This is a genomic window from Shewanella avicenniae (assembly GCF_017354945.1).
Classification (GTDB): Bacteria; Pseudomonadota; Gammaproteobacteria; order Enterobacterales; family Shewanellaceae; genus Shewanella; species Shewanella avicenniae.
In genome coordinates, this window is the sequence record NZ_CP071503.1 from 3,789,959 (window position 1) to 3,814,077 (window position 24,119).

24 protein-coding genes are annotated in these 24,119 nt (G+C 50.2%); 10 read left to right on the forward strand and 14 right to left on the reverse strand.

What is annotated here, in order from left to right; all coding sequences use genetic code 11:
* Nucleotides 1-114: 114 nt before the first annotated feature.
* The gene (locus tag JYB87_RS16670) at nucleotides 115-297 is read left to right on the forward strand and encodes a hypothetical protein (protein ID WP_207354565.1); all 183 of its coding nucleotides are present in this window, start codon (nucleotides 115-117) and stop codon (nucleotides 295-297) included.
* 96 nt (nucleotides 298-393) lie between these two features.
* Here the strand turns inward: JYB87_RS16670 and JYB87_RS16675 are convergent, their stop codons facing one another.
* Entirely contained in the window at nucleotides 394-1,359 is a 966-nt protein-coding gene (locus JYB87_RS16675; protein WP_207354566.1) for a PDC sensor domain-containing protein, read from the reverse strand.
* Between the two features lie 334 nt (nucleotides 1,360-1,693).
* Here JYB87_RS16675 and JYB87_RS16680 point away from each other — a divergent pair, with 334 nt between their 5' ends.
* Nucleotides 1,694-3,511: a M4 family metallopeptidase gene (locus JYB87_RS16680; RefSeq protein ID WP_207354567.1), complete on the forward strand. Its 1,818-nt coding sequence runs from the start codon at nucleotides 1,694-1,696 to the stop codon at nucleotides 3,509-3,511.
* A 61-nt stretch (nucleotides 3,512-3,572) separates the two neighbouring features.
* Here the strand turns inward: JYB87_RS16680 and JYB87_RS16685 are convergent, their stop codons facing one another.
* The 8 genes from JYB87_RS16685 to JYB87_RS16720 form a co-directional block, all read right to left on the reverse strand.
* Nucleotides 3,573-4,943 carry an alanine/glycine:cation symporter family protein gene (locus JYB87_RS16685; RefSeq protein WP_207354568.1) on the reverse strand — a complete coding sequence of 457 codons (1,371 nt, stop codon included), beginning with the start codon at nucleotides 4,941-4,943 and terminating at the stop codon, nucleotides 3,573-3,575.
* A gap of 190 nt (nucleotides 4,944-5,133) precedes the next feature.
* Nucleotides 5,134-6,081: a DMT family transporter gene (locus JYB87_RS16690; RefSeq protein ID WP_228729896.1), complete on the reverse strand. Its 948-nt coding sequence runs from the start codon at nucleotides 6,079-6,081 to the stop codon at nucleotides 5,134-5,136.
* Between the two features lie 127 nt (nucleotides 6,082-6,208).
* Nucleotides 6,209-7,663 (reverse strand): MBL fold metallo-hydrolase RNA specificity domain-containing protein, encoded by a 1,455-nt coding sequence (locus JYB87_RS16695; protein WP_207354569.1) that lies wholly within the window; start codon nucleotides 7,661-7,663, stop codon nucleotides 6,209-6,211.
* 136 nt (nucleotides 7,664-7,799) lie between these two features.
* Complete coding sequence (gene arsJ, locus JYB87_RS16700; RefSeq protein ID WP_207354570.1) at nucleotides 7,800-9,032, reverse strand: organoarsenical effux MFS transporter ArsJ; 1,233 nt, start codon at nucleotides 9,030-9,032, stop codon at nucleotides 7,800-7,802.
* Nucleotides 9,029-10,048, reverse strand: a complete 1,020-nt coding sequence (locus tag JYB87_RS16705) for an ArsJ-associated glyceraldehyde-3-phosphate dehydrogenase (RefSeq protein WP_207354571.1) — start codon at nucleotides 10,046-10,048, stop codon at nucleotides 9,029-9,031. The genes arsJ and JYB87_RS16705 overlap by 4 nt, the downstream gene beginning before the upstream one ends.
* Nucleotides 10,049-10,094: 46 nt before the next feature.
* Entirely contained in the window at nucleotides 10,095-10,328 is a 234-nt protein-coding gene (locus JYB87_RS16710) for a thioredoxin family protein (protein WP_207354572.1), read from the reverse strand.
* A 19-nt stretch (nucleotides 10,329-10,347) separates the two neighbouring features.
* Nucleotides 10,348-11,334, reverse strand: a complete 987-nt coding sequence (locus tag JYB87_RS16715; protein WP_207354573.1) for a permease — start codon at nucleotides 11,332-11,334, stop codon at nucleotides 10,348-10,350.
* 55 nt (nucleotides 11,335-11,389) lie between these two features.
* Nucleotides 11,390-11,752 carry a metalloregulator ArsR/SmtB family transcription factor gene (locus JYB87_RS16720; RefSeq protein ID WP_324032303.1) on the reverse strand — a complete coding sequence of 121 codons (363 nt, stop codon included), beginning with the start codon at nucleotides 11,750-11,752 and terminating at the stop codon, nucleotides 11,390-11,392.
* Between the two features lie 491 nt (nucleotides 11,753-12,243).
* Here JYB87_RS16720 and JYB87_RS16725 point away from each other — a divergent pair, with 491 nt between their 5' ends.
* From JYB87_RS16725 to JYB87_RS16745, 5 genes are all read left to right on the forward strand, one after another.
* Nucleotides 12,244-12,423, forward strand: coding sequence for a hypothetical protein (locus JYB87_RS16725; protein WP_207354575.1), 180 nt, complete (start codon nucleotides 12,244-12,246; stop codon nucleotides 12,421-12,423).
* Nucleotides 12,424-12,436: 13 nt separating this feature from the next.
* The gene (gene putP / locus JYB87_RS16730; RefSeq protein ID WP_207354576.1) at nucleotides 12,437-13,930 is read left to right on the forward strand and encodes a sodium/proline symporter PutP; all 1,494 of its coding nucleotides are present in this window, start codon (nucleotides 12,437-12,439) and stop codon (nucleotides 13,928-13,930) included.
* 75 nt (nucleotides 13,931-14,005) lie between these two features.
* Nucleotides 14,006-15,154 carry a glutamate 5-kinase gene (gene proB, locus JYB87_RS16735; protein WP_207354577.1) on the forward strand — a complete coding sequence of 383 codons (1,149 nt, stop codon included), beginning with the start codon at nucleotides 14,006-14,008 and terminating at the stop codon, nucleotides 15,152-15,154.
* Nucleotides 15,151-16,398 carry a glutamate-5-semialdehyde dehydrogenase gene (locus tag JYB87_RS16740; RefSeq protein WP_207354578.1) on the forward strand — a complete coding sequence of 416 codons (1,248 nt, stop codon included), beginning with the start codon at nucleotides 15,151-15,153 and terminating at the stop codon, nucleotides 16,396-16,398. The genes proB and JYB87_RS16740 overlap by 4 nt, the downstream gene beginning before the upstream one ends.
* A gap of 301 nt (nucleotides 16,399-16,699) precedes the next feature.
* Entirely contained in the window at nucleotides 16,700-17,803 is a 1,104-nt protein-coding gene (locus tag JYB87_RS16745) for a phosphoribosylaminoimidazolesuccinocarboxamide synthase (protein ID WP_207354579.1), read from the forward strand.
* Nucleotides 17,804-17,826: 23 nt separating this feature from the next.
* Here JYB87_RS16745 and JYB87_RS16750 read toward each other — a convergent pair whose 3' ends face one another.
* The 3 genes from JYB87_RS16750 to JYB87_RS16760 all read right to left on the reverse strand — a co-directional run bounded on the left by JYB87_RS16750 (nucleotide 17,827) and on the right by JYB87_RS16760 (nucleotide 20,408).
* Nucleotides 17,827-18,471, reverse strand: a complete 645-nt coding sequence (locus JYB87_RS16750; protein ID WP_207354580.1) for a hypothetical protein — start codon at nucleotides 18,469-18,471, stop codon at nucleotides 17,827-17,829.
* Nucleotides 18,472-18,597: 126 nt separating this feature from the next.
* A complete protein-coding gene (locus JYB87_RS16755) occupies nucleotides 18,598-19,704 on the reverse strand; it encodes an adenosylhomocysteinase (RefSeq protein WP_207354581.1) in 1,107 nt (368 codons plus the stop codon).
* 98 nt (nucleotides 19,705-19,802) lie between these two features.
* Nucleotides 19,803-20,408 carry a glutathione S-transferase family protein gene (locus JYB87_RS16760; protein ID WP_207356751.1) on the reverse strand — a complete coding sequence of 202 codons (606 nt, stop codon included), beginning with the start codon at nucleotides 20,406-20,408 and terminating at the stop codon, nucleotides 19,803-19,805.
* Between the two features lie 199 nt (nucleotides 20,409-20,607).
* Here JYB87_RS16760 and JYB87_RS16765 point away from each other — a divergent pair, with 199 nt between their 5' ends.
* Nucleotides 20,608-21,165, forward strand: coding sequence for a sugar O-acetyltransferase (locus JYB87_RS16765; protein WP_207354582.1), 558 nt, complete (start codon nucleotides 20,608-20,610; stop codon nucleotides 21,163-21,165).
* A gap of 106 nt (nucleotides 21,166-21,271) precedes the next feature.
* Here the strand turns inward: JYB87_RS16765 and JYB87_RS16770 are convergent, their stop codons facing one another.
* The gene (locus tag JYB87_RS16770) at nucleotides 21,272-21,625 is read right to left on the reverse strand and encodes a RidA family protein (protein WP_207354583.1); all 354 of its coding nucleotides are present in this window, start codon (nucleotides 21,623-21,625) and stop codon (nucleotides 21,272-21,274) included.
* A gap of 179 nt (nucleotides 21,626-21,804) precedes the next feature.
* Here JYB87_RS16770 and JYB87_RS16775 point away from each other — a divergent pair, with 179 nt between their 5' ends.
* The gene (locus tag JYB87_RS16775) at nucleotides 21,805-22,443 is read left to right on the forward strand and encodes a histidine phosphatase family protein (protein ID WP_207354584.1); all 639 of its coding nucleotides are present in this window, start codon (nucleotides 21,805-21,807) and stop codon (nucleotides 22,441-22,443) included.
* A 109-nt stretch (nucleotides 22,444-22,552) separates the two neighbouring features.
* On the opposite strand, the gene JYB87_RS16780 is transcribed toward JYB87_RS16775, so the two are convergent.
* A complete protein-coding gene (locus JYB87_RS16780) occupies nucleotides 22,553-22,756 on the reverse strand; it encodes a cell division protein ZapB (RefSeq protein ID WP_207354585.1) in 204 nt (67 codons plus the stop codon).
* A 255-nt stretch (nucleotides 22,757-23,011) separates the two neighbouring features.
* Here JYB87_RS16780 and JYB87_RS16785 point away from each other — a divergent pair, with 255 nt between their 5' ends.
* Nucleotides 23,012-24,100: a branched-chain amino acid aminotransferase gene (locus tag JYB87_RS16785; protein ID WP_207354586.1), complete on the forward strand. Its 1,089-nt coding sequence runs from the start codon at nucleotides 23,012-23,014 to the stop codon at nucleotides 24,098-24,100.
* Nucleotides 24,101-24,119 lie beyond the last annotated feature (19 nt).

Genomic DNA, 24,119 nt, shown 5'->3' on the forward strand with positions numbered 1-24,119 from the left:
CCAAGGGATGACAAAAATGCCGGAGAGCAGCTTCTTTCAGTAACATCATTGTTGCTAAGTAAACGCCGTGAGTTGGCTTGAACGTTGTAACACACACATCGATCAGGAGTAGATATGGCTCATATTTTTGAAGTTTTGCCCAACGACGCCGAAATCGAGGCTTTGACTACCCCAAGAAACCGTCAAGCCGCTAAGGCATTACAACATCGTCGTGAAGTTCGCCGCCGTCTTGATGACTGTTTAGAACGGCTGCAATTACGACGGGCGCTCGATTTAGATGAGGATGAAAGCTTCTAAATTAGCACTCAAAATTCCCTAGCCTGCCCTATGGGTGCTAATCCAACGCAGCTGATTGTTTTTATCTAAGACCAACCCGCAAACATAAAACAGGGCTTAGCCCTGTTTTCTTTTGTAATCAGTATGCTGCATCAATAACACTTCTGCTTTGGCCCCCAAATAAACGTAGAGTCCTAAGCCGACCAACAGCCCCACCACCGCTAACATCATAAAAATCGCGCCTTGAATATATTCAAAATGGCCCAGCGACGCCTTAAACATGGTCAGCAGTGCCTCAATGGAGATAGCAATGAGAATCGTCGACACAAAGCGGGTAATCGTCCGTCGTGTAGAGCTGTGGCGAAAGATATCTTTATGCATCAACACCTCCTCTTCGAGAATCGTTTTCCCCAAATCGAAGATGGCTAACGCTAACGTAATAAAGATGATAATACTAAAGGGCTTAAGCGAGTCATGCTCCATGCCGTAATTGCTGCTGAGTAACAACCAGATGTCACGCGCCGAGATACCGATCAGCACAGCCACTATGATGAACAACCCAGTCACGAGGGTGGCGTATACTGCTTTAAAAATCGGCGTCATGCGCCGCCGCGCACGGTCGCCCATCATATATTCAATGAGGCAGGTGAGATTAATATCAACCACCACAAAGCCTTTATTGCCGCCCGCCAATGTCTGTGCGATCGACGCGGATAAACAAAGATGACCGGATGCGTTAGACAGATAAGGTCGAGTGATCTGCACGCCGCTGCGATCACGCACGTTAAGATAGTAAGGACGTTGGCTACGGTCTGGGCTTTCACCTACGCTGAGCAATTTGACCTGTTGATTGATCAACGCCAGATTAGGGCTGATCTGGCGCCCATGACTATCTAGCAGGTACATCAATTCCACAAACGGGTAGCGCGCCGCCACATCGCTGAAGACTTTAATCGCCTTTCCCGTATCCACAAATAGCTCAACATCGGCCATCCCGGTCAAAATCGATTCGGCCAACTCTTGGATCAATGCTTCATATTCATGGTAGCGCTCGATTACGCTGAGGTAACTCATGCTCGCCATTTGCTGTTCCCTCATCCTTTGAGATATTGGTTATTAATCAAGCAGCTTTAATGCCAAACAAAAAATCATACAAATAACAATCAATTATCATTAAGCAATCACTTATTTATGCGTTAAATCAACGCAGTTGCACCAAAAAACAGCAACTAGAATGCGCAATCGCGCCCGTTTGCACCACTCACCACACGGGTTGATACGCTAACAGCACACTAAATTATTTTGATTTAAGTCAATTTTAATGTTGCTTATTTGTATGGAATTAACTATTTGTAAACAACTGTCAGTTTCGTGGCAGCAACAGAAACCGATGTGCGTGAGATAGGAAATCTATTAAATGAAAATAAAAGCAATATCAGCTGCAGTATTTGCAGCCATCATTTACTCGCCAGTCAGCAACGCAGCAAGTGTGGAACATATTGCCCCCGGCAGTGCAAAAGCCAAGAGTATTGCGCCTAGCACCAATCCCGGCAAAGCTTTAGGGGTAACTAAGGACCATAGTTTTACTGGCAAACAAGTCAAGGTCGGTAACAAGTTAAAGGCTCGTTTACAACAGTTTTATAAAGGTGTGCCCGTTTACGGCGTATCGGTAGCTGCTGATGTGAGTGCTATGGGTGTTTACAGCAAGCTGTCGGGGAGCTACCTGAAAGGGATAGAACACGATCTTCCATCTGTTACAGCCAAACTCGATCACGCCACAGCCATCAAACAGGCCAAGCAAGCGCTCAATTTAGAAACCACTGAACGCAGCAGCGCCAAACTTTATATCTGGCAAGACAAAACCTCTGGCCAAGCACATCTCGCTTATTTAGTTGATCTGTTTGTTGCTGAGCCGGCCCCGAGCCGACCATTTATTGTGGTTGACGCTAACACAGGTGAAACCCTTGCCAACTGGGAGCAATTAACCCACAGCCAACTGGCGACTGGCCCTGGTGGCAACCTGAAAACAGGCGAATACTTCTATGGGGTTGACTATGGCAACTTAGTGGTCAGTGACAGTTGTCAGATGGATAACAGCAATGTCACTACCATTAATATGAATAACCGCACCAGTGGCAGCGGTTCAGTAGTGCAATTTACTTGCCCTAACAGCCCTGAAAACCTGGTTAACGGAGCCTATTCTGCAGAAAACGACGCGCACTATTTTGGCGGCGTGATCTTTGACATGTACTCCGATTGGTTCAACACCTCACCGCTCACCTTCAAACTGCAAATGCGCGTCCACTACGGCAGAAACTATGAAAATGCCTTCTGGGATGGTACTGGCATGACCTTTGGTGATGGCGCGTCGACCTTCTATCCGTTGGTAAGCCTAGACGTATCCGCCCATGAAGTGTCACACGGTTTTACTGAGCAAAACTCAGGGCTGAACTACGAAGGCGAAAGTGGTGGTATCAACGAAGCCTTCTCGGACATGGCAGGTGAAGCAGCAGAGTTCTTTATGAAGGGCAGCAACGACTGGATGGTTGGTGCTGAAATTTTCAAAGGCAGTGGTGCCTTGCGTTACATGAACCAACCTAGCCTCGATGGACGTTCTATCGATAGCGCTGACGATTACTACAGCGGCTTAGACGTACACTACAGCTCCGGGGTGTTTAACCGCGCCTTCTACCTGTTGGCAACAGATGCAGGTTGGGATACCCGTAAGGCCTTTGAAGTGTTTGTGAAAGCAAACCAACTTTATTGGAACGCGGATTCTGGTTTTGATGCTGCAGCCTGTGGTGTAGCCCAAGCAGCCGCCGACTTGAACTACAGTGTGAGCGATGTCGAAAGCGCGTTCGCTGCAGTTGCGGTGGATGCAACTTGTAGCGGCGGTACCGATCCTGAACCACCAACACCACCGACTACAGAAGTATTGGTAAAGGGTACACCAGTGACCAATATCAGCGGCACTGCAGGCTCAGAACAGTTCTGGACCTTTGATGTGCCAAGCGGTGTTAAAAGTCTTAGCATAGCGACTAGCGGCGGCTCAGGTGACGTCGATATGTATGTGAAGTTTGGCAGTGAGCCAACCACTACCAGCTATGATTGTCGCCCTTACCGCAGTGGTAACAACGAAAGCTGCAGCTTTAGACGTCCTGCCAGCGGCACCTACTACATCATGCTTAAAGGTTACAGCAGCTATGCTGGTGTGACACTGAGCGGCTCTTACTAACAAGCCGCTACTCAAAACAAAGAAGGCAGCCTAGGCTGCCTTCTTCTTTTCTCAATCCGGACTATTTAGCCTGTGCTTCTAACGCCTTTTTCCGCGCAAAGTATTCTTTGGTGAGCTTGAACACCACAGGGCTCAACAACATCAAGGCAATTAAGTTTGGCAATGCCATCATGGCATTCAGTGTATCCGCCAATAACCAAATGAACTCCAGTTTTGCGATAGCACCTATCGGTACCACCAAGGTGAAGATTAAGCGGAACGGCATAATGGCTTTAACACCAAACAGGAACTGCACACATTTTTCGCTGTAGAAACTCCAGCCCAAAATGGTTGTGAATGCGAAAATGGCCAGCGCAATCGCCACAATGTAGTTGCCGATCGGGAATGCATGTGAAAACGCCATCGAGGTCAATGCCGCGCCGTTTTCACCCGAACTCCAAGCCCCAGACACCACAATTGCCAACCCGGTAATAGAACACACCAGAATGGTGTCGATGAAGGTACCCAGCATCGCAACCAATCCTTGGGTGACAGGATTATTGGTTTGTGCAGCGGCGTGCGCAATAGGGGCGCTACCAAGGCCCGCTTCGTTGGAGAACACACCACGTGCAACCCCGTAACGAATCGCCGCCCACACTGCAGCACCAGCGAAACCACCTTGCGCGGCAACAGGTGAAAAAGCGCTCTTCACGATCAGTATAAATGCAGCAGGAATTTCAGCAGCGTTCACCACCAAAACCGCCAAACCACAGACGATGTAAAACACTGTCATCAGCGGCACGAGGCGACCGGCAACTTCGGCGATACGTTTAATCCCGCCCATTAATACCGCGCCCACAAACAACATCATCACCACACCCGTGATCCAGGTAGGCACGCCAAAGTTAGCTTGCAGCGCATCAGCAACTGAGTTCGCTTGCACTGTGTTGCCGATACCAAAACCCGCAAACGCACCAAAAAACGCAAACAGTAAGCCGAGCCAAGTCCACTTTTTACCTAAGCCGTTTTTGATGTAATACATCGGGCCACCAACATGGTGCCCTTTTTCATCTTCTTCACGGAATTTAACGGCAAGCACAGCTTCAGAGTATTTGGTACCCATACCCACCAGCGCTGTACACCACATCCAAAACAGCGCCCCGGGACCACCCACCGCAATCGCGGTAGCAACACCGGCAATGTTACCGGTACCAATGGTGGCAGACAGCGATGTCATCAGTGCATTGAATGGGCTGATCTGCCCTTGAACATCGTCTGCATCGTCTGGTGTACGACCAGACCAAAGCAGCTTAAAACCAGTGCCTAGTCTGATAATAGGCATCAGTTTCAGACCGATGGATAAAAATAGCCCAACGCCTAGGATCATGACCAGCATGGGCACACCCCATACTATTCCATTCACCTGGTTTACTAGAGCAACAATTGCTTCCATTCCAACCTCGTTATTGTTTTTTATAGTTATGACAGACATACAACCGCAGGGGGTGGTCATATGGTGAGCTGCCAGATTACAACGAATGGTTAACAATTGGGAATAGCTTGGTACGGATAAACCAAGCTAACTTTGGTAACGAGCTATGTTATTCGGAATTCCCCAAAGGATTTTCTGCGGAATATTCAGCCTAACTGACGCTTTTGTTCATAGTTTGCTGAGTTTTTGGCTTGAGTTGCACGCTCATCACGGCGAGTACGATCACGCCGATGCCCAGTTTTGATAACAAATTAAGCTCGCCGACTTGCAAAATATCGCGCCACCAACCGGCGTACACCAACATATCGGTACTGATAAAACTGATAATCGGCGTCAACGACAGCATGGCCCCTACCTGCCCCGCAGGTAACGATTTCATCCCTTGAGCAAAACAGGCGTAGGCCAATAATGTGGCCACGGCACTGGCGATCACTATCGTCCAAGACTCGCCGTCTAACGGCTGCCACACACTAAAATCACACACAGGCAGCAGCACGATGGCGCCCAACAAATAGATAACTAACAGAATATTGGTTGGCGACAACACCCCTGCTAACTGGCGCTGCAACAACACGCTGACACACCAGCACAACACGGACAACTGGATCAGCATGACGCCGAGCAAAACGTTACCCCCTTCGGCTCCGCCATCGAAATGCAAATAAGGGTTAAAAAACATCAACATGCCAACAGCTAACGCCACAAAGCAGCCGATTTGAAAGCGAGTTAAACGTTCACCAAATACCAAAAAGCCACCAATCGCTAAAAAGACGCCAGAGGTCTGAAAGTTCAGTTGTGCAGTGCCCGGCGCCAAATATTTGAGTGCTACCATATAGGCCAGATAGTTAGCCAGCAGCATCAATCCGGCCAAGGCTAACCAACCCCATTGCCGTTTGGTCACCTGCTTAAACGGAGCTAAGCCACCCGCCAAGGTTTGAAATACCAGCAAGATTAACCCTGCGGCACCAAAACGAAACCAAGTGAGATTCACCGCATCAACAAAGCCGACAGTGAGCTTTAACGCAACGGGCATCACGCCCCAAAAAATAACAGCCGCCGCAATAAACAGCAGCCCAGAACGGGCAGTATTTGTGGACAAAGGAAGACTCCGAGATACAACATCGGTACTGGTTGAGGGGAAGGGATTCGCGAACAAGCGCAGTACAGGCACTGCACAATATTTTGCCAAATTCACTGCCATAAACCAAGCGTAATCGTGCGTGAGGTCACTCTGCGAATGCTGCCGCTGCGGGTAACCAAACCAACTCAGGTAAGGCGGATAAATCCAAGGTGTCACCATGTTGAGCGATCACCGCATGGGTATCAGGACACTGCTGCGCCAACTTGGCTAATAAGGCTTGTTGAGCGTTCGGTTCACCGTGCACCAAAATCAATGGTGGCGCTTTGGCAAAATGTTGATACCAACGCAACAGCTCCGCTTGGTCGGCATGAGCCGATAATCCGCCAACTGTGTGGATCTTGGCACGCACTGGAATGCTTTGGCCTGAAATGGTCAACTCTTCTGCCCCATCCACCAGCAACCGCCCCGGCGTACCTAAGGCCTGAAAGCCGCAAATGATCACGTCGGAATTAGGTCGCGCCAAATTGTGTTGCAGATGACAGCGAATCCGGCCGCCATTACACATACCACTGCCAGCAATAATGATCAGCCCATGATCGATGTCATTGAGGCTCATCGACTCTTCGGTATCACGAATAAAACGCACCTGCGACAACAACGGGTGTACACCGGGATGCATCTGCGTTAGCTGCTGAAAATCTTCATCCATCAACGGATAGTTACGCACGTAAATACGAGTGGCTTCTATCGCCATCGGGCTATCGAGCACAATACTCCAGCCTGATAACTGCCATTCTTTGGCGTAAAGATGAAACAGATAGATCAACTCTTGCGCCCGCCCGACCGAGAATGCGGGAATCAAAATATTGCCGCGGCTCGATTGAATGGTTTTGGCAAAAATCGCCTTTAACTCTTCGAGCGTATCTTCCCAACTGCGGTGCAAGCGTTCGCCATAAGTGCTCTCCATCAGCACAAGATCGGCACTATCAATAAGCTCAGGGTCACGCAAAATTGGCATGCCCTTGCGCCCCAAATCGCCACTGAAAACGACTTTGCGTTGGCGTTCGCCATCCTCTAAAAACAGCTCCACCAGTGCGGAGCCAAGAATATGCCCCGCATCGTGCAGCATGATATCTACACCCGGCATCACCGGAACCAATTGCTCATATTCCAGCGGAATCAAGTGGTTCAGTACCTGCTCCACGTCCTCCTCGGTAAACAGAGGTTCGAGCGGTTGAAGCTGCTGTTTTTCGCGGCGTTTATTCACCCGCTCGGTATCACGTTGCTGCAGCTTGGCAGCATCACGCAATAGGATTTCGCATAATTCAGCGGTGGCTTTATGAGTATAAATGGGGCCATCAAACCCTTGTTTGACCAGCGCAGGCAAACGGCCAGAGTGATCGATATGCGCATGGCTTAATACCACCGCAAAAATATCGGCCGGAGAAAATTCGAACGGTTCGCGGTTGCGGGCAACATCGGTTTTACCGCCTTGGATCATGCCGCAATCCAACAACAGTTGACGTTGATTTAACGTCAGCAAATGACAAGAGCCAGTCACCTCTTCCGTTGCCCCAATAAACTGCAATGTCATTGACATAGCCACCTCCGCAGCTGCGCTTATGTACTCTATAAGCGTAAGCCCAAATCGGCTAAGTTGCTTGTCAAAATCTGTGAAAACTGGGCGCAAAAGACGCCTGATGACAGACGTCTTAGCAGCAAGAATATATCGAGAATTACTGTGGTTTTGCTTTTGGCAGGGCGAACGAAATCACCCAAGTGAACGCCAGCAAAATGGAGCTTGCCCACAAGCAGGCATTGAGCCCCGCTTGCTGAAATAACCATCCGGAAAACACGGTGCCGAGCAGTCGCCCTGCGGCGTTGGCCATGTAGTAGAACCCCACATCAAGCGACACACCATCGTCACTGGCATAGTGCACAATTAAAAAACTGTGCAGTGACGAGTTCACTGCAAACAACACGCCGAACAGCATTAATCCGCCCAGCAGCGTGATTTGCGGCGACCAGCCCGCGTTTAACCCCAACGCGATCAGCGCTGGAATTACTGCCAGCAACATCACCCAACCGACCGCGGCGTTGCGCCCTGGTGGTTGGGCATTTTGCTTACGCGCCCCAGTTAACTGCGGCGCAAAAGTTTGCACTATGCCGTAAGCGATCACCCAGCTGGCAAGAAAGCCGCCCACCGCCCAATGATCCCAACCAAACTGATCGGCCAGATACACAGGCAGCGCCACCACAAACCACACATCACGCGCGGCAAACAAGCATAAGCGTGCGGCAGAAAGAATGTTGACTGAGCGACTCTTGGAAAAGATATCGCGAAACTTGGGTTTGTTTTTGGCTTTGCCCAGTTCGCTTTTCAACATCACTAACGAGCCGATCCAAACCAGCAACAGCAGCAGCGCCATGGCCAATACTGCCCCTTTGAAACCGAGCACGGTCAACAGGGCGCCACCGAGAAAGAAACCAATCCCTTTAAGAGCGTTTTTCGACCCCGTCAGCAGCGCGATGTAGCGGAACAGCAAACTGTCTTGGCTTTGACCGTCAGCTTGAGCTTGCGGCAGCAGGGTTTTCACCGCACTTTTGGCACTCATCTTATTGAGATCTTTGGCAATCCCCGAGAGCGCCTGCGCAGCCATCACCCACGCGACCGTTAGCCAAGTGGTGGGCACCAGCAACATCGCCAACGCTAGCACTTGCATGCCTAGGCCAATATTCATGGTGCGGTTCAAGCCGATGCGTGCGCCCAACCAGCCGCCGACCAGATTAGTGACCACCCCAAAAAACTCGTAAAACAGAAACAGCATGGCAATTGCCAGCGGGCCGTACCCCAACTCATTAAAGTAGAGCACGACTAACATTCGCAGCGCGCCATCGGTCAGAGTAAACGCCCAGTAATTACCGGTAATCAACAGATATTGCCGTACCGCTGGCGTAATGCGACTCATGCAGACATGCCTGCATCAATCATCGCCACCATCCGTACTAATTCGGCAGTGCGATTTGCGTAGCCCCACTCGTTGTCATACCAGCAATACAGCTTGAGTTGCGTGCCGTTGACCACCATAGTGGATAGCGCATCGATGATGCTCGAACGTGGGTCAGTTTTATAATCCACTGACACCAGTGGTCGCTCTTCGTAACCCAAAATCCCCTTGAGTTCGCCAGCGGCCGCGTCTTTCAGCAACGCATTCACTTCCGCTTCGGTAACGCTGCGTTCCAATTCAAACACACAGTCGGTCAACGAAGCGTTTGCCAACGGCACCCGCACCGCATGGCCGTTCAGCTTACCTTTCAATTCAGGGAAAATATGGGTAATCGCAGTCGCGCTGCCGGTGGTGGTTGGGATCAGGCTTTGACCACAGGCGCGAGCGCGGCGCAGATCTTTATGCGGCGCATCCAAAATAGTTTGGGTATTGGTGATGTCATGAATGGTGGTCATCGAGCCATGTTTGATGCCCAAGTTTTCGTGAATCACTTTCACCACAGGTGCCAAACAGTTGGTGGTGCAAGACGCTGCGGTGACAATGGTATGTGCGGCAGGATCATACAACTGATGATTCACCCCCATCACTATATTGAGTACGCCATCCTCTTTCACTGGTGCAGTCACCACCACCCGTTTAACGCCTTGTGCCAGATATTGCTGCAACAGCGTTTTTTGACGCATTTTGCCTGAGGCTTCAATCACAATATCGCAGTTCGACCAATCGGTATCACTAATCGCTTTGTTTTGGGTCACCTTAATGCTGTGACCGTCAATGGTCAGCGATGAAGGCTCGCCCGTGATCGCGTGCGGCCAACGGCCATGGACGGAATCAAACTCCAGCAGATGTGCGAGTGCCACGCCATCGCCGGCTGGATCGTTGATCTGCACAAACTCCAGCTCCGGCCATTCCCACGCCGCACGTAATGCCAAACGCCCCATGCGGCCAAAACCATTAATGCCTACTTTAATTGCCATGTTTCACCTATTACCACGTCAAAAAATGATCTGTTCTACGCCAGCATTAAGCCAACCATGACTCAATCTGGGCTTTTTCTGGCATGGAGCCGCTGTGTACTACTTGCTCGTCAATCACCACCGCCGGAGTACGCATAACGCCATAGCCCATAATCGCTTCTGGGCTGGTTTCTTTGCTTACCGTCGCCTCAACCCCCAGCTCGTTCACCACTTCACTGATCAGTTCAGCGGTTTTGACACATTTAGTACAGCCACTTCCTAATACTTTGATCTGTTTCATTTTTATATCCTTCATATGCTCAGAGTAACGGGCCGATGAGGTTGAATAACCATCCCATCAGCGTAAATGCGGTCAATAAAATCAGCAGTACCGCGGCCAGCAAACGCCACTGCATCACCTGCTTGAGTAACACAAATTCGGGAAAACTGGCGGCCACCGTCGCCATGCAAAATGCCAGCGTGGTACCGATAGGTAAGCCATGTTGCAGCAAACTCTCCATCACCGGCACTATGCCAGTCACGTTGGAATACAAAGGTACGCCCAACATCACCGCCATTGGCACCGACCACCACTGGCCTTGGCCAAGATGGTCAACCACCCAGCCTTCTGGCACAAAGCCATGCAGGGCGGCACCTAAACCGACCCCAATCAATACCCATTTCCACACGCGGCCAAAAATATCGTGGGTTTCTTGCTTAGCGAATTGATGCCGTGCCTGCCAGCTCAACACCTCTGCTTCACCCGCCTGAAACTCTTGCTGTTTGCCACGTTCCAGCGCTTTGGCGGCAAAAGCTTGTAGCCACCGTTCGGCATGAATTGCATCCAGCAACGCCCCTGCGCAAATCCCCACTAACATGCCCACGGCAATGTAGATCAGGGTAAATTTCCAGCCAAGAATGCTCAGCAGCAGCAATACTGCGACTTCGTTGATCAATGGCGAGGTCAGCAAAAACGCCATGGTGATCCCCAGCGGAATCCCCGCCGAAGTGAACCCCAAAAAGGCGGGAATCGACGAGCAAGAACAAAATGGGGTGACCGCGCCAAAGGCCGAACCCAACAAATAGCCAGTGGTGCGATGTTTGCCAGCCAAGTAGTCTCGCACGCGCTCCACATTAAGCGAGGCACGCACGAGCGCCAACGCGTAAATCATCACCACTAACAACGCAAAAATCTTAGTGGTATCTTCCACAAAAAAATGCAGTGCTTCACCTAAACGCTGCTCGGGCGTCAGTCCCAGTAGTTGAAACACCAACCAATCGGCAAACTGAGTAAAAATCGCGAACATATTCTGCTCCTTGATTAAGCTGCTCAGCTAAGCTGCTCAGCTATGGCCGCCCGACTTAACATGCACTGCTGGCCGACGCATTTTGGCAACAACGGCCGGGACGAAATGTCATCGCTTGTAAACGTTGCAGCGGTTGCTCAATCAAGTCAGGATTGCCCGCTAACGCGGCTTGCAAGATACCGTGGCACCATGGCGGCAACTGCTCATCAAAACGATAAAACACCCATTGACCTTGACGCCTATCTTGCAGCAATCCCAACTTACGCAGGTTGGCCAAGTGGCGGGAGACTTTGGGTTGGCTCAAGGCCAAGGCTTCGGTCAACTCACACACACACAACTCGCCAGAATGCTGGATCAGCAATAGGCTCAATAAGCGTGTTTCATCCGCCAGTGACTTAAAAAAATCCAAAGGTTGCACGTGGTACTCCTTGTTATTCGGCATTAAGAAAATCAGCTATCACTAAATATATGGCAAGCCGAATATATGGATTTAAGCATATGCGTTTAAGCATATATAACAAGTTTAGATTGCAGTTTTGTGACCTTGGGAACAGTTGTGATTCAGGAGGAAATTACGCTCACAAAAATTAGTTTGAATACTAAATTATCTTCGGTAATTACTTGCCAATTTTTCATCAAAAAATCGCTACAAGTGTAGTGCAATTAGCCATCTCAGCTTGCCATGAACAGTCAAAAATTCAGTGAAACAACCACATCAATATATTGTTTATACTGAATATTTACTTTTATTAATGATTTTAACTCTTAAGTAGCTGTTGATATATCAGGCTGTTTAATGAATAATAACGCCTCATCAAAATCATTCGAACACTAATTATTTTTATTTAATTAGCCTTCAAATGATTTTGCCTTTAAGCCATCAAACCGACGACTTAAACAGGAGAATCAGTGATGCATGCCAACAACCGTCAGGAGCCCGACAGTTATACGGTTCACCCCCTTTCAGCTCAGCATTTGCAAGAAAAACTCACCTATCTGCTGCAGCTCAGCTGCTTCTGGCTCGTACTGGGAAGCTACATAGTTCCGCTCTGCAAACAAAAAATTAGCCAAGCGTTAAATCCTCAATAACAGGCAAACCCACATGGATTATTCAACCTACATTGCACTGGCCATTTATTTTCTGGTCATGCTGGCGATAGGTCTGTTTGCCTATCGCAACTCTACTGATGATATTTCGGGATACATTCTGGGTGGACGTAATGTCAGCCCACAAGTAACCGCGCTCTCTGCCGGTGCATCCGATATGAGCGGCTGGATGCTGATGGGCTTACCGGGGGCGATGTTCGTCCAAGGCTACAGCACCATCTGGATCGCCATTGGCTTGGTGCTCGGTGCGCTGGCTAACTATTTACTGGTGGCGCCAAGGCTGCGGGTTTACACCGTTGAAGCCGATGATGCGCTGACCCTGCCGGACTTTTTCAGTAAACGATTTGGACTGGAAAACGGTGCAGTGCGGATGATTTCGGCTGCGGTGATTATTCTATTTTTCACCCTCTACACCTCATCAGGTTTAGTCGCTGGCGGTAAGTTGTTTGAAACCGCCTTTGGCTTGGACTATCAAATTGGCTTGCTGGTTACCGTAAGCGTTGTGGTGGCCTACACCCTACTGGGTGGCTTTTTAGCGGTGAGCCTGACCGACTTTGTGCAAGGCTGCATCATGTTTGTTGCCTTGGTGTTGGTGCCTTATGTGGCATACACCCAGTTTGATGGCCGTGCCGATCTGCTGGCCAACGCCCGCAGCACCATAGATTCCATCGCCAACATGGGCGATATCGGTGTGGTGGCAATTATCTCTAGCCTCGCGTGGGGGCTGGGTTACTTCGGTCAACCGCACATAATTGTGAGGTTTATGGCAATCCGTTCAGTGCAAGATATTAAAATCGCGCGCCACATCGGTATGAGCTGGATGATTGTCACCATTATCGGAGCACTGGCCACCGGCTTAGTCGGCGTGGCCTATGTACACAAATTTGGCTTGGCGCTGAAAGACCCTGAAACCATCTTTATTGTGTTCTCGCAGATTCTGTTCCATCCGTTAATCACCGGGTTCTTGCTGGCGGCAATTCTCGCGGCCGTCATGAGCACGATTTCAAGCCAGTTGTTGGTGTCATCAAGCTCGCTGACGGAAGACGTGTATCGCGCACTGTTTAATAAAGATATCGGCGACAAAAAACTGGTGAACATTGGCCGTCTGGGCGTATTCGCAGTTGCCGCAGTGGCTACCCTGTTGGCGTTTGATCGCTCAACCAGCATTCTCGACTTGGTTAGTAATGCCTGGGCGGGTTTTGGTGCCGCATTCGGTCCGTTAGTCTTGCTATCGCTGTTCTGGCACAAAATGAATCACAGCTCAGCCATTGCAGGGATTGTCTCCGGCGCGCTCACCGTGTTGTTTTGGATTTACGCACCGGTACTGCCCGATGGCAAAACGCTGTCGAGCGTGATGTACGAAATCATCCCAGGCTTTATTGTCAGCGGCATCAGCATAGTGTTGGTTAGCCATTTTGGCCGCGATCCCTCGCGCGATGTGCAGCAAACGTTTCACGATACGCAAGCAAAGCTACAACAAGCGCGCTAAGCAACAATCAATTCAGGACGACGTCGTCGTCCCCACATTTCCATTTCACTCTTAACTAAGCTCAAAAAGGACGTTATGAACACGCAAGCTAGACAACGTATTGTGCTGAAGGTTGGCAGTGCATTAATCGCACCTGACCGTCAGGGCTGCAGTTCTCGTTATCTTCTTTCCATCGCCCAATTTATCGTGCGCTGCCGTACCGAGGGCTTTCAAGTCATTCTGGTGTCTTCTGGTTCCATTGCAGCAGGTGCGCATCGCTTTCCAGTGCAATCGGCAGATAACGCCAGCGATCCACAAGCACAATTAGCGCTAAAAAAAGCCATGGCGGCCGCCGGCCAAACCGAAATGATGGCCACCTGGGACAAGTTTTTTGATTTTCCCACCGCACAAGTGCTGCTGACCCACGCCGATCTGCGTGATCGTGAACGCTATTTAAGTATTCGCGACACCCTGTCGACGCTGCTCGACCACGGTATTCTGCCGATTGTGAACGAAAACGATACCGTCACCACCGACAAGCTGAAAGTCGGCGACAACGACAATCTGTCAGCCATGGTTGCGGCGGCGGTCGATGCCCGCAGCTTAGTTATCTGCTCTGATATTGATGGCTTATTTGATAGCAATCCGCATCTGAATGCTGATGCCAAGCTGATCCCTGAAGTGACCCAAATCGATGCCAGTATTTATGCCATGGCTGGCGGTAGCCACAGTGATGTGGGCACCGGCGGGATGATCACTAAGATACAGGCGGCCGAAAAAGCAGTATCCCACGGCATCGATACCTACATAGTCAACGGCTTTAAAGAAGCCAGTTTTAACGAGCTGCTGCGCGGTAAAAACCCCGGCACCCTGTTCCGTGGCTCTGCCAGCCCAATGTTAGAACGGCTGCATTGGTTTACCCACACAGTACGCGCCGAAGGCGAAGTCGTGGTGGCTTCCGAAGATGCGGTTCGCAGCGCTGAAGATTGCGTCAACATCAGTAGCAGTGAAGTGCTCGAAGTAAAAGGCACCTTTGCCGAAGGTGACACCATTGTGCTGTGCAGCGACGATGGCAAACGTCTGGCCAAAGCCCGCAGTAACTACAGCAGCCGTTTATTGAAATTTATCGCCAAGCAGGACGATTCGAAGCTGATCGACAGCTTTACTCACGACCGCGGCTTAGTTGCGGCGCAAGATATCGCTCTGCTGTCCCCCGATGCTCAACCGCTGGAGGAAAAATCATGAGTTTAATTACCGAATTAGCTAAAAATGCTCACAGTGCTGCCCGTACGTTAGCCGCGCTCGATACTGAGCAGAAAAACCAAGTTTTGATGGCAATGAGTGCCGCACTGCGGGCCAATATCGACAGTATTCTCACTACCAACGCAATCGATTTACAGCAAGCCCGCGATGCAGGTTTAGCTGCAGCGATGATTGACCGCCTCACCCTCACGCCAGAGCGTATTGAGGCAATGGCGCAAGGGATTGATACCATTGTGGAACTGGACGATCCTGTCGGTAAGCGCCGCGAATTATGTGTCCGCCCCAACGGCATCAAGGTCAGTAAGTTAAGCGTACCGCTTGGGGTAGTGTGTATGATTTATGAAGCTCGCCCCAACGTCACCGCTGATGCAGGTGCGCTCTGTTTTAAAGCTGGCAATGCGGTGATCCTGCGTGGGGGTAAGGAAGCGCTCGGCAGTAGCTTGGCAATTGCTGAAGTACTGCAAAATGTATTGCAGCTGTTCAATCTGCCCAAGGCGCTAATCACTGTGGTGCCCGACCCTGATCGCGCATTAATGCTGGAACTGCTGCAACAACGTGACTACATAGATCTGGTGATTCCCCGCGGCGGAGAAGGCTTGATTAATTTTGTCAGCGACAACAGCAAAATTCCTGTCATTCAGCACTTTAAAGGGGTTTGTCATCTGTATGTGGATAAAGCTGCGGATGTCGAAAAAGCGTTATACCTGCTGCTGAACGGCAAAACCCAACGCACCGGCGTATGTAATGCACTGGAAGGCTTATTGGTGCATAAAGATATCGCCAGCACTTGGTTGCCGATTGCTGCGCAAGCCTTGGCCGATAAAGGTGTGCAGATCAATGCTGACCAACGCAGTGCGGCCTACTTTGACAATGCCAATCTGCTCGCTGACGACCAATTCGGCCAAGAGTATCTGCGCCTTGAAATTGCAGTCAAAATGGTGGATTCACTGGATGATGCCATGGCGCATATTGCTCAGTTTGGCAGTCACCATACCGAAGTGATCTGCACTGAAGATATTCAAGCCGCCACGCGCTTTCAGCGTGAAGTTGATGCCTCCGTGGTGATGGCCAATGCCTCTTCTCGTTTTAGCGATGGCGGCGAACTCGGCCTTGGAGCAGAGATTGGCATCGCCACCACCAAACTGCATGCCTATGGCCCGATGGGACTTGAATCGTTGACCACAGAGAAATATCTGGTGAACGGCCACGGCCAAGTGCGTAACTAACCCGCGCTGGCTTACCTATTGCTGCGGCATTCGGGCTAACCGTTTGCTGCAGCGAACCCAGTGTTGTGATCCTTGCGCGATCTGCCGCATGGTAAATTAGCGCAAACACGGTAGAATATGCGCCATTCATTCTGTGAAAGGCCGCTACTGTGACGCTGCTTGCTCTGCATACTTGTTGCGCTGCTCCCTCTGCGAACCTCGTTGCTGCCTGCTCACATTTGCCAGCTTCGCATTTATACCAAAACTCCCATAGCGACCGCTGGCTAACTCTCAACCCTACAAAGTCTGAGGAATACTCGTCATGAGTCTTGCTGATTCCGTTCTGGCAGTGAACAACGATCTGCCAATCCGCACCGACAAACCTGTGCACAGCGGTAAAGTCCGCAGCGTTTACTGGCTCACCGAAGCCGACAGCGCCCGTTTGATTGCCGAGCGCGGTTATGATGTGCCTGCCGATACGCCGCTGGCCATCATGGTGATCAGCGACCGTATTTCGGCTTTTGACTGCATCTTCCACGGTGAAGAAGGCTTGCAAGGCATCCCAGGTAAAGGCGCTGCGCTGAACGCCATCAGCAACCATTGGTTCCAACTGTTTAAAGACAATGGTCTAGCCGATAGCCATATTCTCGAGATCCCACATCCGTTTGTATGGATTGTGCAAAAAGCGCGTCCAATCAAAGTGGAAGCGATTATCCGCTCTTATATCACCGGTTCAATGTGGCGTGCTTACGCCAAGGGCGAACGTGAATTCTGTGGCATCACCCTGCCAGAAGGTTTGCAGAAAGATCAAAAGCTGCCTGAGCTGCTGATCACCCCATCTACCAAGGGTATTTTGACAGGTATTCCGGGTGTACCTGAGCAAGATGATGTCAACATCAGCCGTGCCGATTTAGAAGCCAACTGGCAAGCATTTGGCTTTGAAAAGCCAGAAGATATCGACCTGTACGAGAAGCTGCTGAAAGAAGGCTTTGGCGTGATTTCCAAAGCGCTGGCAGATATTGACCAAGTGTTTGTGGATACCAAATTTGAGTTTGGTTATGTCACCGATCGCAACGGTAACTCTAAGCTGATTTACATGGATGAAGTGGGCACACCGGATTCATCCCGTATTTGGGACGGCGCCGCCTATCGTGAAGGCAAGATCGTGGAGAATTCAAAAGAAGGCTTCCGTCAGTTCCTGCTGAACTTCTTCCCTGAGCCAGATATCATGCTAGATAAAAACCGCATGCCTGAGCGTGAAGCGTTAGCGCGTGATACCGCACTGCCACTGAGCGCGATGATGGACGTATCAAAGACCTATACCGGCGTGGCCGAGAAAGTCACTGGCCGTAAGATTGAGCTGTCGGCCAATCCTAAAGCGGAAATCGTCGATATCCTCAAAAACCAATATGGGTTAGTGGATTAAGCGTTAGCGCTACAAAATACTCATCAATGAAAGGCACTGACAGGTGCCTTTGTTATATCTGCCTCGGCACAACTGCCGTTATCCAACTGGGTAAATTCAGGGGTCAACATTAACCACGCCCTAGGCGGTGTACCGAGGCGATAATACGCAGCGCTCAGGGTGCCACTGGCGGGCATATAGGGCAGCGGTAGCCGCTCAAGATCGGAAAATACCGTCGCGGCTTGGGTCATCTGTTGCATCACACTGCAGCCTTGATCGACGGTGCGACTTTTGAGGCTGATAATCCGTTGCCGTTTATCAAAAATCACCTCGATTGCGCCTTCATCCATGATGAAGTTGGCATTAGCGACACCGCATAACGCATATTGGAGCGGCTTAGAGATGACTAACTGCCCCGCGGCTTGCGCTTCTTGCAGTGTCATATCCAGATGTAATGGCCCCATGCCGATTTGCTCATCCAACTGCCACAACAACTCGATTCGGCTGCAGTTTGGCACTTCGGCGGTGCTGGTTGGCGTATTAGTCGGTGAAGCGGCGGCGGGGATGGTATCAGGCGTGAGAGGTGCGAGATCACCTTGGAGGTTAGCAGCCTGCGGCTGAGTGCTATGGGCAGCGCCAATCATTAACAGTGCAAACAGCGGCAACGCCGCCAGCCAATGACTTTTCATCCAACCTCCGAAAACAAAACGGGCAGTACTTAATGATACTGCCCGTTTTACTATTTCGCCGCCAATCTCTTTACATTCAGTCACTCAGCGTGCTGTTTTGAGGTAATTAGCCGGCGCGAGAGGCGATTAAAGCGCTTTCATCCAGGCACTTTCTGGCAACAGATACAGCCCATTTTCATGGATCGCACCCTCACCCACAATGTGGCCAATACCTGAAGCCATCACTGCTAAGGTCACATCAAACGCATTCAAGCTATCACCATACCCAGCGGTGAGGTTAAACATAGAACCATCAGCTAACAGGTACAGGGTTTTGTCGCCCAATTGGTAAGCATCCACGTATGGCATTGGCAAGCTATGGCTGGCGTTAGCTTTTAAGTAAGGCACATCAATCTCTTGCGACACATGACCAACGTTAAGAATAAACGCGCCATCTTTCATGTTATCCAGATGCTGCGCACTCAACACGCCGTATGCGCCGGTAGCCGTGGCAATCACGTCCGCATGTTTTACCGCTTCAGCCAAATCGACCACAGGCCAGCCATCATATTTGGCTTGCAATGCACGGGCAGGGTTTAGCTCGGCAATTTCCACTTGGCCGCCATAAGCTTTGGCCGATGCCGCAACCCCTTGGCCCACTAAACCATAGCCAATCACGATCACTTTTTTCTCGTGCAGGGTCAGGTGAGTAGTTTGGAAGAAGGTGTGCCATGCGGTCAGCCCCACCATATGACGGTTATGCAACCCCTCTTTAACTGGCAGATCGTCCCAGTTAAAGATCGGATAACGAGGCTCAACGCCGCCCAAACGGTTGATACCTGAGCCAGTCGCTTCCAAGCCGGCAATGATGTTCGGCCCAGTTTCACTCTGATGTAAACGGGTGGTCAAATCCGCGCCCATTTCGCACAGATGGGTAGGATTCCACGCCAACGCTTTATCGAAGGAGTCAGACCAATCCGCATCGCTCATATCACGCCATGCGTGCGCTTTAGCGCCCTTTTCCACCAAATAAGCCACCACATCATCTTGCACAGTTGTTGGGTTGCAGGTGGTTAAAAACACCTCGGCGCCTTTATCAAGTATGCCAGCCACCAGCGGTGCCATTTTTAAATCGAGGTGCATATTGCAGGCAAGTTTAATGCCGGTGAGATCTGGCAGCGCAGCAACTGCAGCGCGAGTACGTGGCATATGCAGAGTGGCCCAAGCCAACTCAGCGGCGAAATCTTGATACATAGATCAGGCTCCAACAACTTTAAAGGCGGCTATTCTACCGATTTTAGATAGCAAGTTAAGCGCAGAATCGCCTTGGCAACTATTGAAACCCGATCCCATTAGCCCATTGTCACAAATCCGGCTTGCTGGCGAATACGGCCTAACCATTTTTGAATTGCAGGATAAGCTGATAGCGAAAATCCGCCTTCCTCTGCCACATGAGTATAGGCAAACAAGCTGATGTCGGCGGTGGTCAACTGCTCCCCTACTAAATAAGGAGTTTGACTGAGTTGTTGCTCCATCACCTGCAAGGCTTTATTGCCGCCGGCTTGCTTAGCTTGGTACTCAGCGCGGCGCTCCTCTGGCAATCCCAGATACTTGGCAATAAACCGAGCGACCGCGACATAGGGCTCATGACTGTATTGCTCGAAGAACTGCCACTGCTGAACTTTGGCCAATTCAAAGCGATCCAGCGGTAACAGCGCAGTGCCTGCCGCAAGATAATTAATGATGGCATTGGACTCAGACAGGGTTTGGCCGCTCGGTAACACCAACAAAGGGATTTTGCCATTAGGGTTTTTCGCTAAGAAATCTGCAGTACGGGTGTCTCCCGCCAGAATATCCACCTCGACCCAATCATAATCAAACCCAAGCAAGCCACAGACTAACTGGATTTTGTAACAGTTGCCTGATTGGCGATCGCCATAAATTGTCCATTGCGCCATCTCATCACTCCCACAAATACGGCGAATTACCGTTAAACGCATCATGGTGTGGTTTACGCTGCTAGGCAAGCAAATCCTAATATGAAGTCACTGAGTAATCTGTCAGCCAAAGCGCTTTCATTTTCAGCGGTTAACTCGCTAAGATGCAGCACAGAGACAATGACAACGATTAACTATTTCAACGCTAAAGGTGGTAAAGATGGAACGTGCTTTTGATGCCATGGTAGCGGGCGCCCCCTACTGCATTAACGACCCAGAATTAGTAGAAATCCGCTATCAAACCCGCGATAGAGTGGACGCTTTTAATGCCCTCAGTGCCCGCCAAGTGGCAGAGAAGACCAAGCTGATTCAGCAAATTTTTGCCGAAGTGGGCGACGATGTGCATATCGAAAAGCCGATGCGGATTGATTACGGCTGTAATACCAAACTTGGCAGCCATGTGTTTATCAATTTTAATCTGACCGTGCTTGACCCCGGCTGTGTAACCATTGGCAACCATGTGTTTATTGGGCCGAATGTCTGCTTCTATACCGCGCTGCATCCAATGGATATTGCTGAACGTGACAGCCACACCGGCACCACCTTGCCCATAACCATTGGCGATCATGTGTGGATTGCTGGCGATGTAAAAATTCTGCCAGGGGTCAGCATAGGTGATGGTGCGGTGGTTGGCGCTGGCAGTGTGGTCACCAAAGATGTGCCCGCAGGCATGTTAGCGGCGGGTAATCCAGCAAAAGTTATCCGCAAAGCGGAATAAGCTTTCGTCCGATTTTAGTTATGCAAAGGGCAAACATGATGTTTGCCCTTTTGCTGCCGCGAGCCCCAAGTTGCCACGTGCGAAACTGCACAAAGTCGTGAGCGCCTTAGTTGTGTGCTGCCGCTTCAAATACCATTTCAACCAGATAGTCAGGATCAGCTAATGCCGCTTGTACGCATACGCGACTCGGCGCACAACCTGCGGGAAACCAGTTATCCCAAATCTCATTCAATACCGCTGCATTGGCAAAATCGGTGATATAGATGGTTACTGCCAACACATGGCGCCGATCACTGCCCACCAGCGCCAGCTTTTGCTCAGCTTGCGCCATAATCGCACTCACCTGCGCGTGCATGTCGCCTAACGGTTCACACTCAGGTACCTCTACAAAACGAGCAACCCCGTTATAAACAGTCACATCTGACCAACGGGTAGTCGGGTTTATACGTTGAATTGACATCATTACTCCGAGTCGGGTGTTTTATTGCGGCTCACTATAGCAAATCTCACGCTGGGCACTGGCGCAATTTGCTGCATGCGCCACTTGGTTAAATTGTCATACAAATATCGATTACTGCTTGACCCTAGCTGCGCGCTCGGGGCAGTATGCCTGCTAGTTTTTGTTTGTGAAGGAAACCTATGGCTGCTGAACTCTTTATCTTACGCCACGGCCAAACTGTGTTTAATGCGGAACGTCGGTTACAGGGGCAATGCAACTCACCGCTGACCCCGTTAGGCGAACGCCAAGCCTACGCCATGGGGCGCGCCATCGCTCAACAGCTGGGGCACAATGTGCAAGATTGGCAAATTGTCAGCAGTCCATTAGGGCGCACCCGCCAAACCAGCGCGTTAGTGTGTCACGGTATGGGGCTTGCTGCGGCGCAAGTAAAATACGATGCGCGGGTGCAAGAGGTTGGCTTAGGCGATTGGGAACATGGCCAGATTGAACAACTGCTGCAGCAATATCCGCAATTCAAAACCCGTAACGATTGGTATTTAGATGCGCCCAACGGCGAACGTTTGCCACAAGTACAAGCACGTTTAGCACAGTGGTTAGCGGAACTAGGCGAGCAAAAAACGATTGTGGTGAGTCACGGCCTCACCGGCATGATTTTGCGAGCGATGTTGCTGCAACTCAGCTATGAACAGATCTGGCTGCAGGAGCGCCCGCAAGATGCGCTGTTTCATTATCGCAATGGCGACTTAAGCAAAATCGCTGTTGATCCAGCGGATCTTCAACCCACTATCTCTGTTGCAGGAGTGTTGGCCAATGGCTGATAAGACTGAAACAGGACTGTTCGGGATAGGATAAGCGTAACTCGTCGCCAATTTATCGCTTGTTAGGCTTATGCTACCAAGGCAATAACAATTGGCGACGTCAGTCTATTCAACTGATTTCGTGGTTCAGTAAACCCACCAAGCCCGATATCTTGCTTGTCCAAGTATCGAGATCTTGTTGCAGTTTTTGGTTCTGCTCACTCAGTTGCTGATTGTTTGCTTTCTCTTCTTCGAGTTCCATTTTCAGCAGTTCGATGTGCTCGAGTGCTGACTGAATTTTTTGTTCCAGTTGGGACAGTAATTCAAGGCTCATGGGGAGTCCTCCTGGGGTTATCACGGGGCTGCGATTCTAGCAGCCTGTGGACATCACCGATAGCGGGCAATTTTTGACTGCTGCTTTTATCACCTCGATATCCGTTAAAAACAACCACTGTTTTTTGCTAAATGGCGCGTTGTTGCACTTTGTTGCCAAAATATTGTTTGCCTGTTCTGTCAAACAGCTTAAATGCTATTGACTTTCAATCGTACGATTCCTAGTCTGCTTAGACGATAATTAGGGTTGTACACAATGGAAATCAAGTATTGTTTAAAACCTGCCGCAGAACGCCGTCAAGAGCAGTTCCGTCCGGAGGGTAATGTAGGTTTTGGCCGGTTACGTACTGACCATATGTTTTTAATGGATTATTACGATGGTGAATGGCGCGATCCACGCATTGTGCCTTACGGCCCATTCGAATTGGCACCCGGTGCAATGGCATTGCACTATGGTCAGTCCATTTTCGAAGGTGCTAAAGCCTTCATGCACGACGACGGCGAAATTTATTCATTCCGCATTAACAAAAATGCTGAGCGTTTAAATCGTTCTGCTGACATTCTTTGCATTCCCAATATTCCTGAAGCGGATCAACAGCAAGCGATTCAAGCGCTGCTGGATGTGGATCGTTTATGGTTCCCAATGCAAGATGGCGCGTGTCTGTATATTCGCCCATTCATTTTCGCGACCGAAGATCGCCTGTCAGTGAGTCCATCCACTCGCTACACCTTCTGTGTGGTGGTGAGTCCAAGTGGTGCTTACTACGGCAAAGATTTAAGTGCGATCCGCTTGCTTATCAGCAAAAAATATCACCGTGCAGTGCCAGGCGGTACTGGCGCCTCTAAAGCGTCGGGTAACTATGCTGCGTCATTGCGTGCTGGCCGTGCAGCCGCTGAAGCGGGTGCTTCACAAGTATTGTATTTGGATTCAACCAATACCTACTTGGAAGAAGCCGGAGCTATGAACCACTTCCATATTTTGAAAGATGGCACTGTGGTTATCCCTGAATTCACTGACACCATTTTGCGCTCAATCACCTCGCAATCGATCATCGAATTAGCACCAACCTTGGGCTGCGATGTTCGCCAAGAAACCATCAAACTGGATGATTTCATTGCTGATATCGAAGCGGGTGAGATTGTTGAAGCTGGTGGTTTTGGTACCGCAGCAGTGGTATCACCTGTGGGCTCTTACATTTTTGAAGACGGCCGCGTGGTGACAGTGGCCGATGGCCAAGTCGGTGAAAACGTTAAACGTATTTACGACGTCTACACCGCAATTCAAAAAGGTCATCACCCAGCGCCTGCGGGCTGGTTGCAGCAAGTACCGCATTTAGAAAAGTAAGCGGTGTAACAAACAGCAT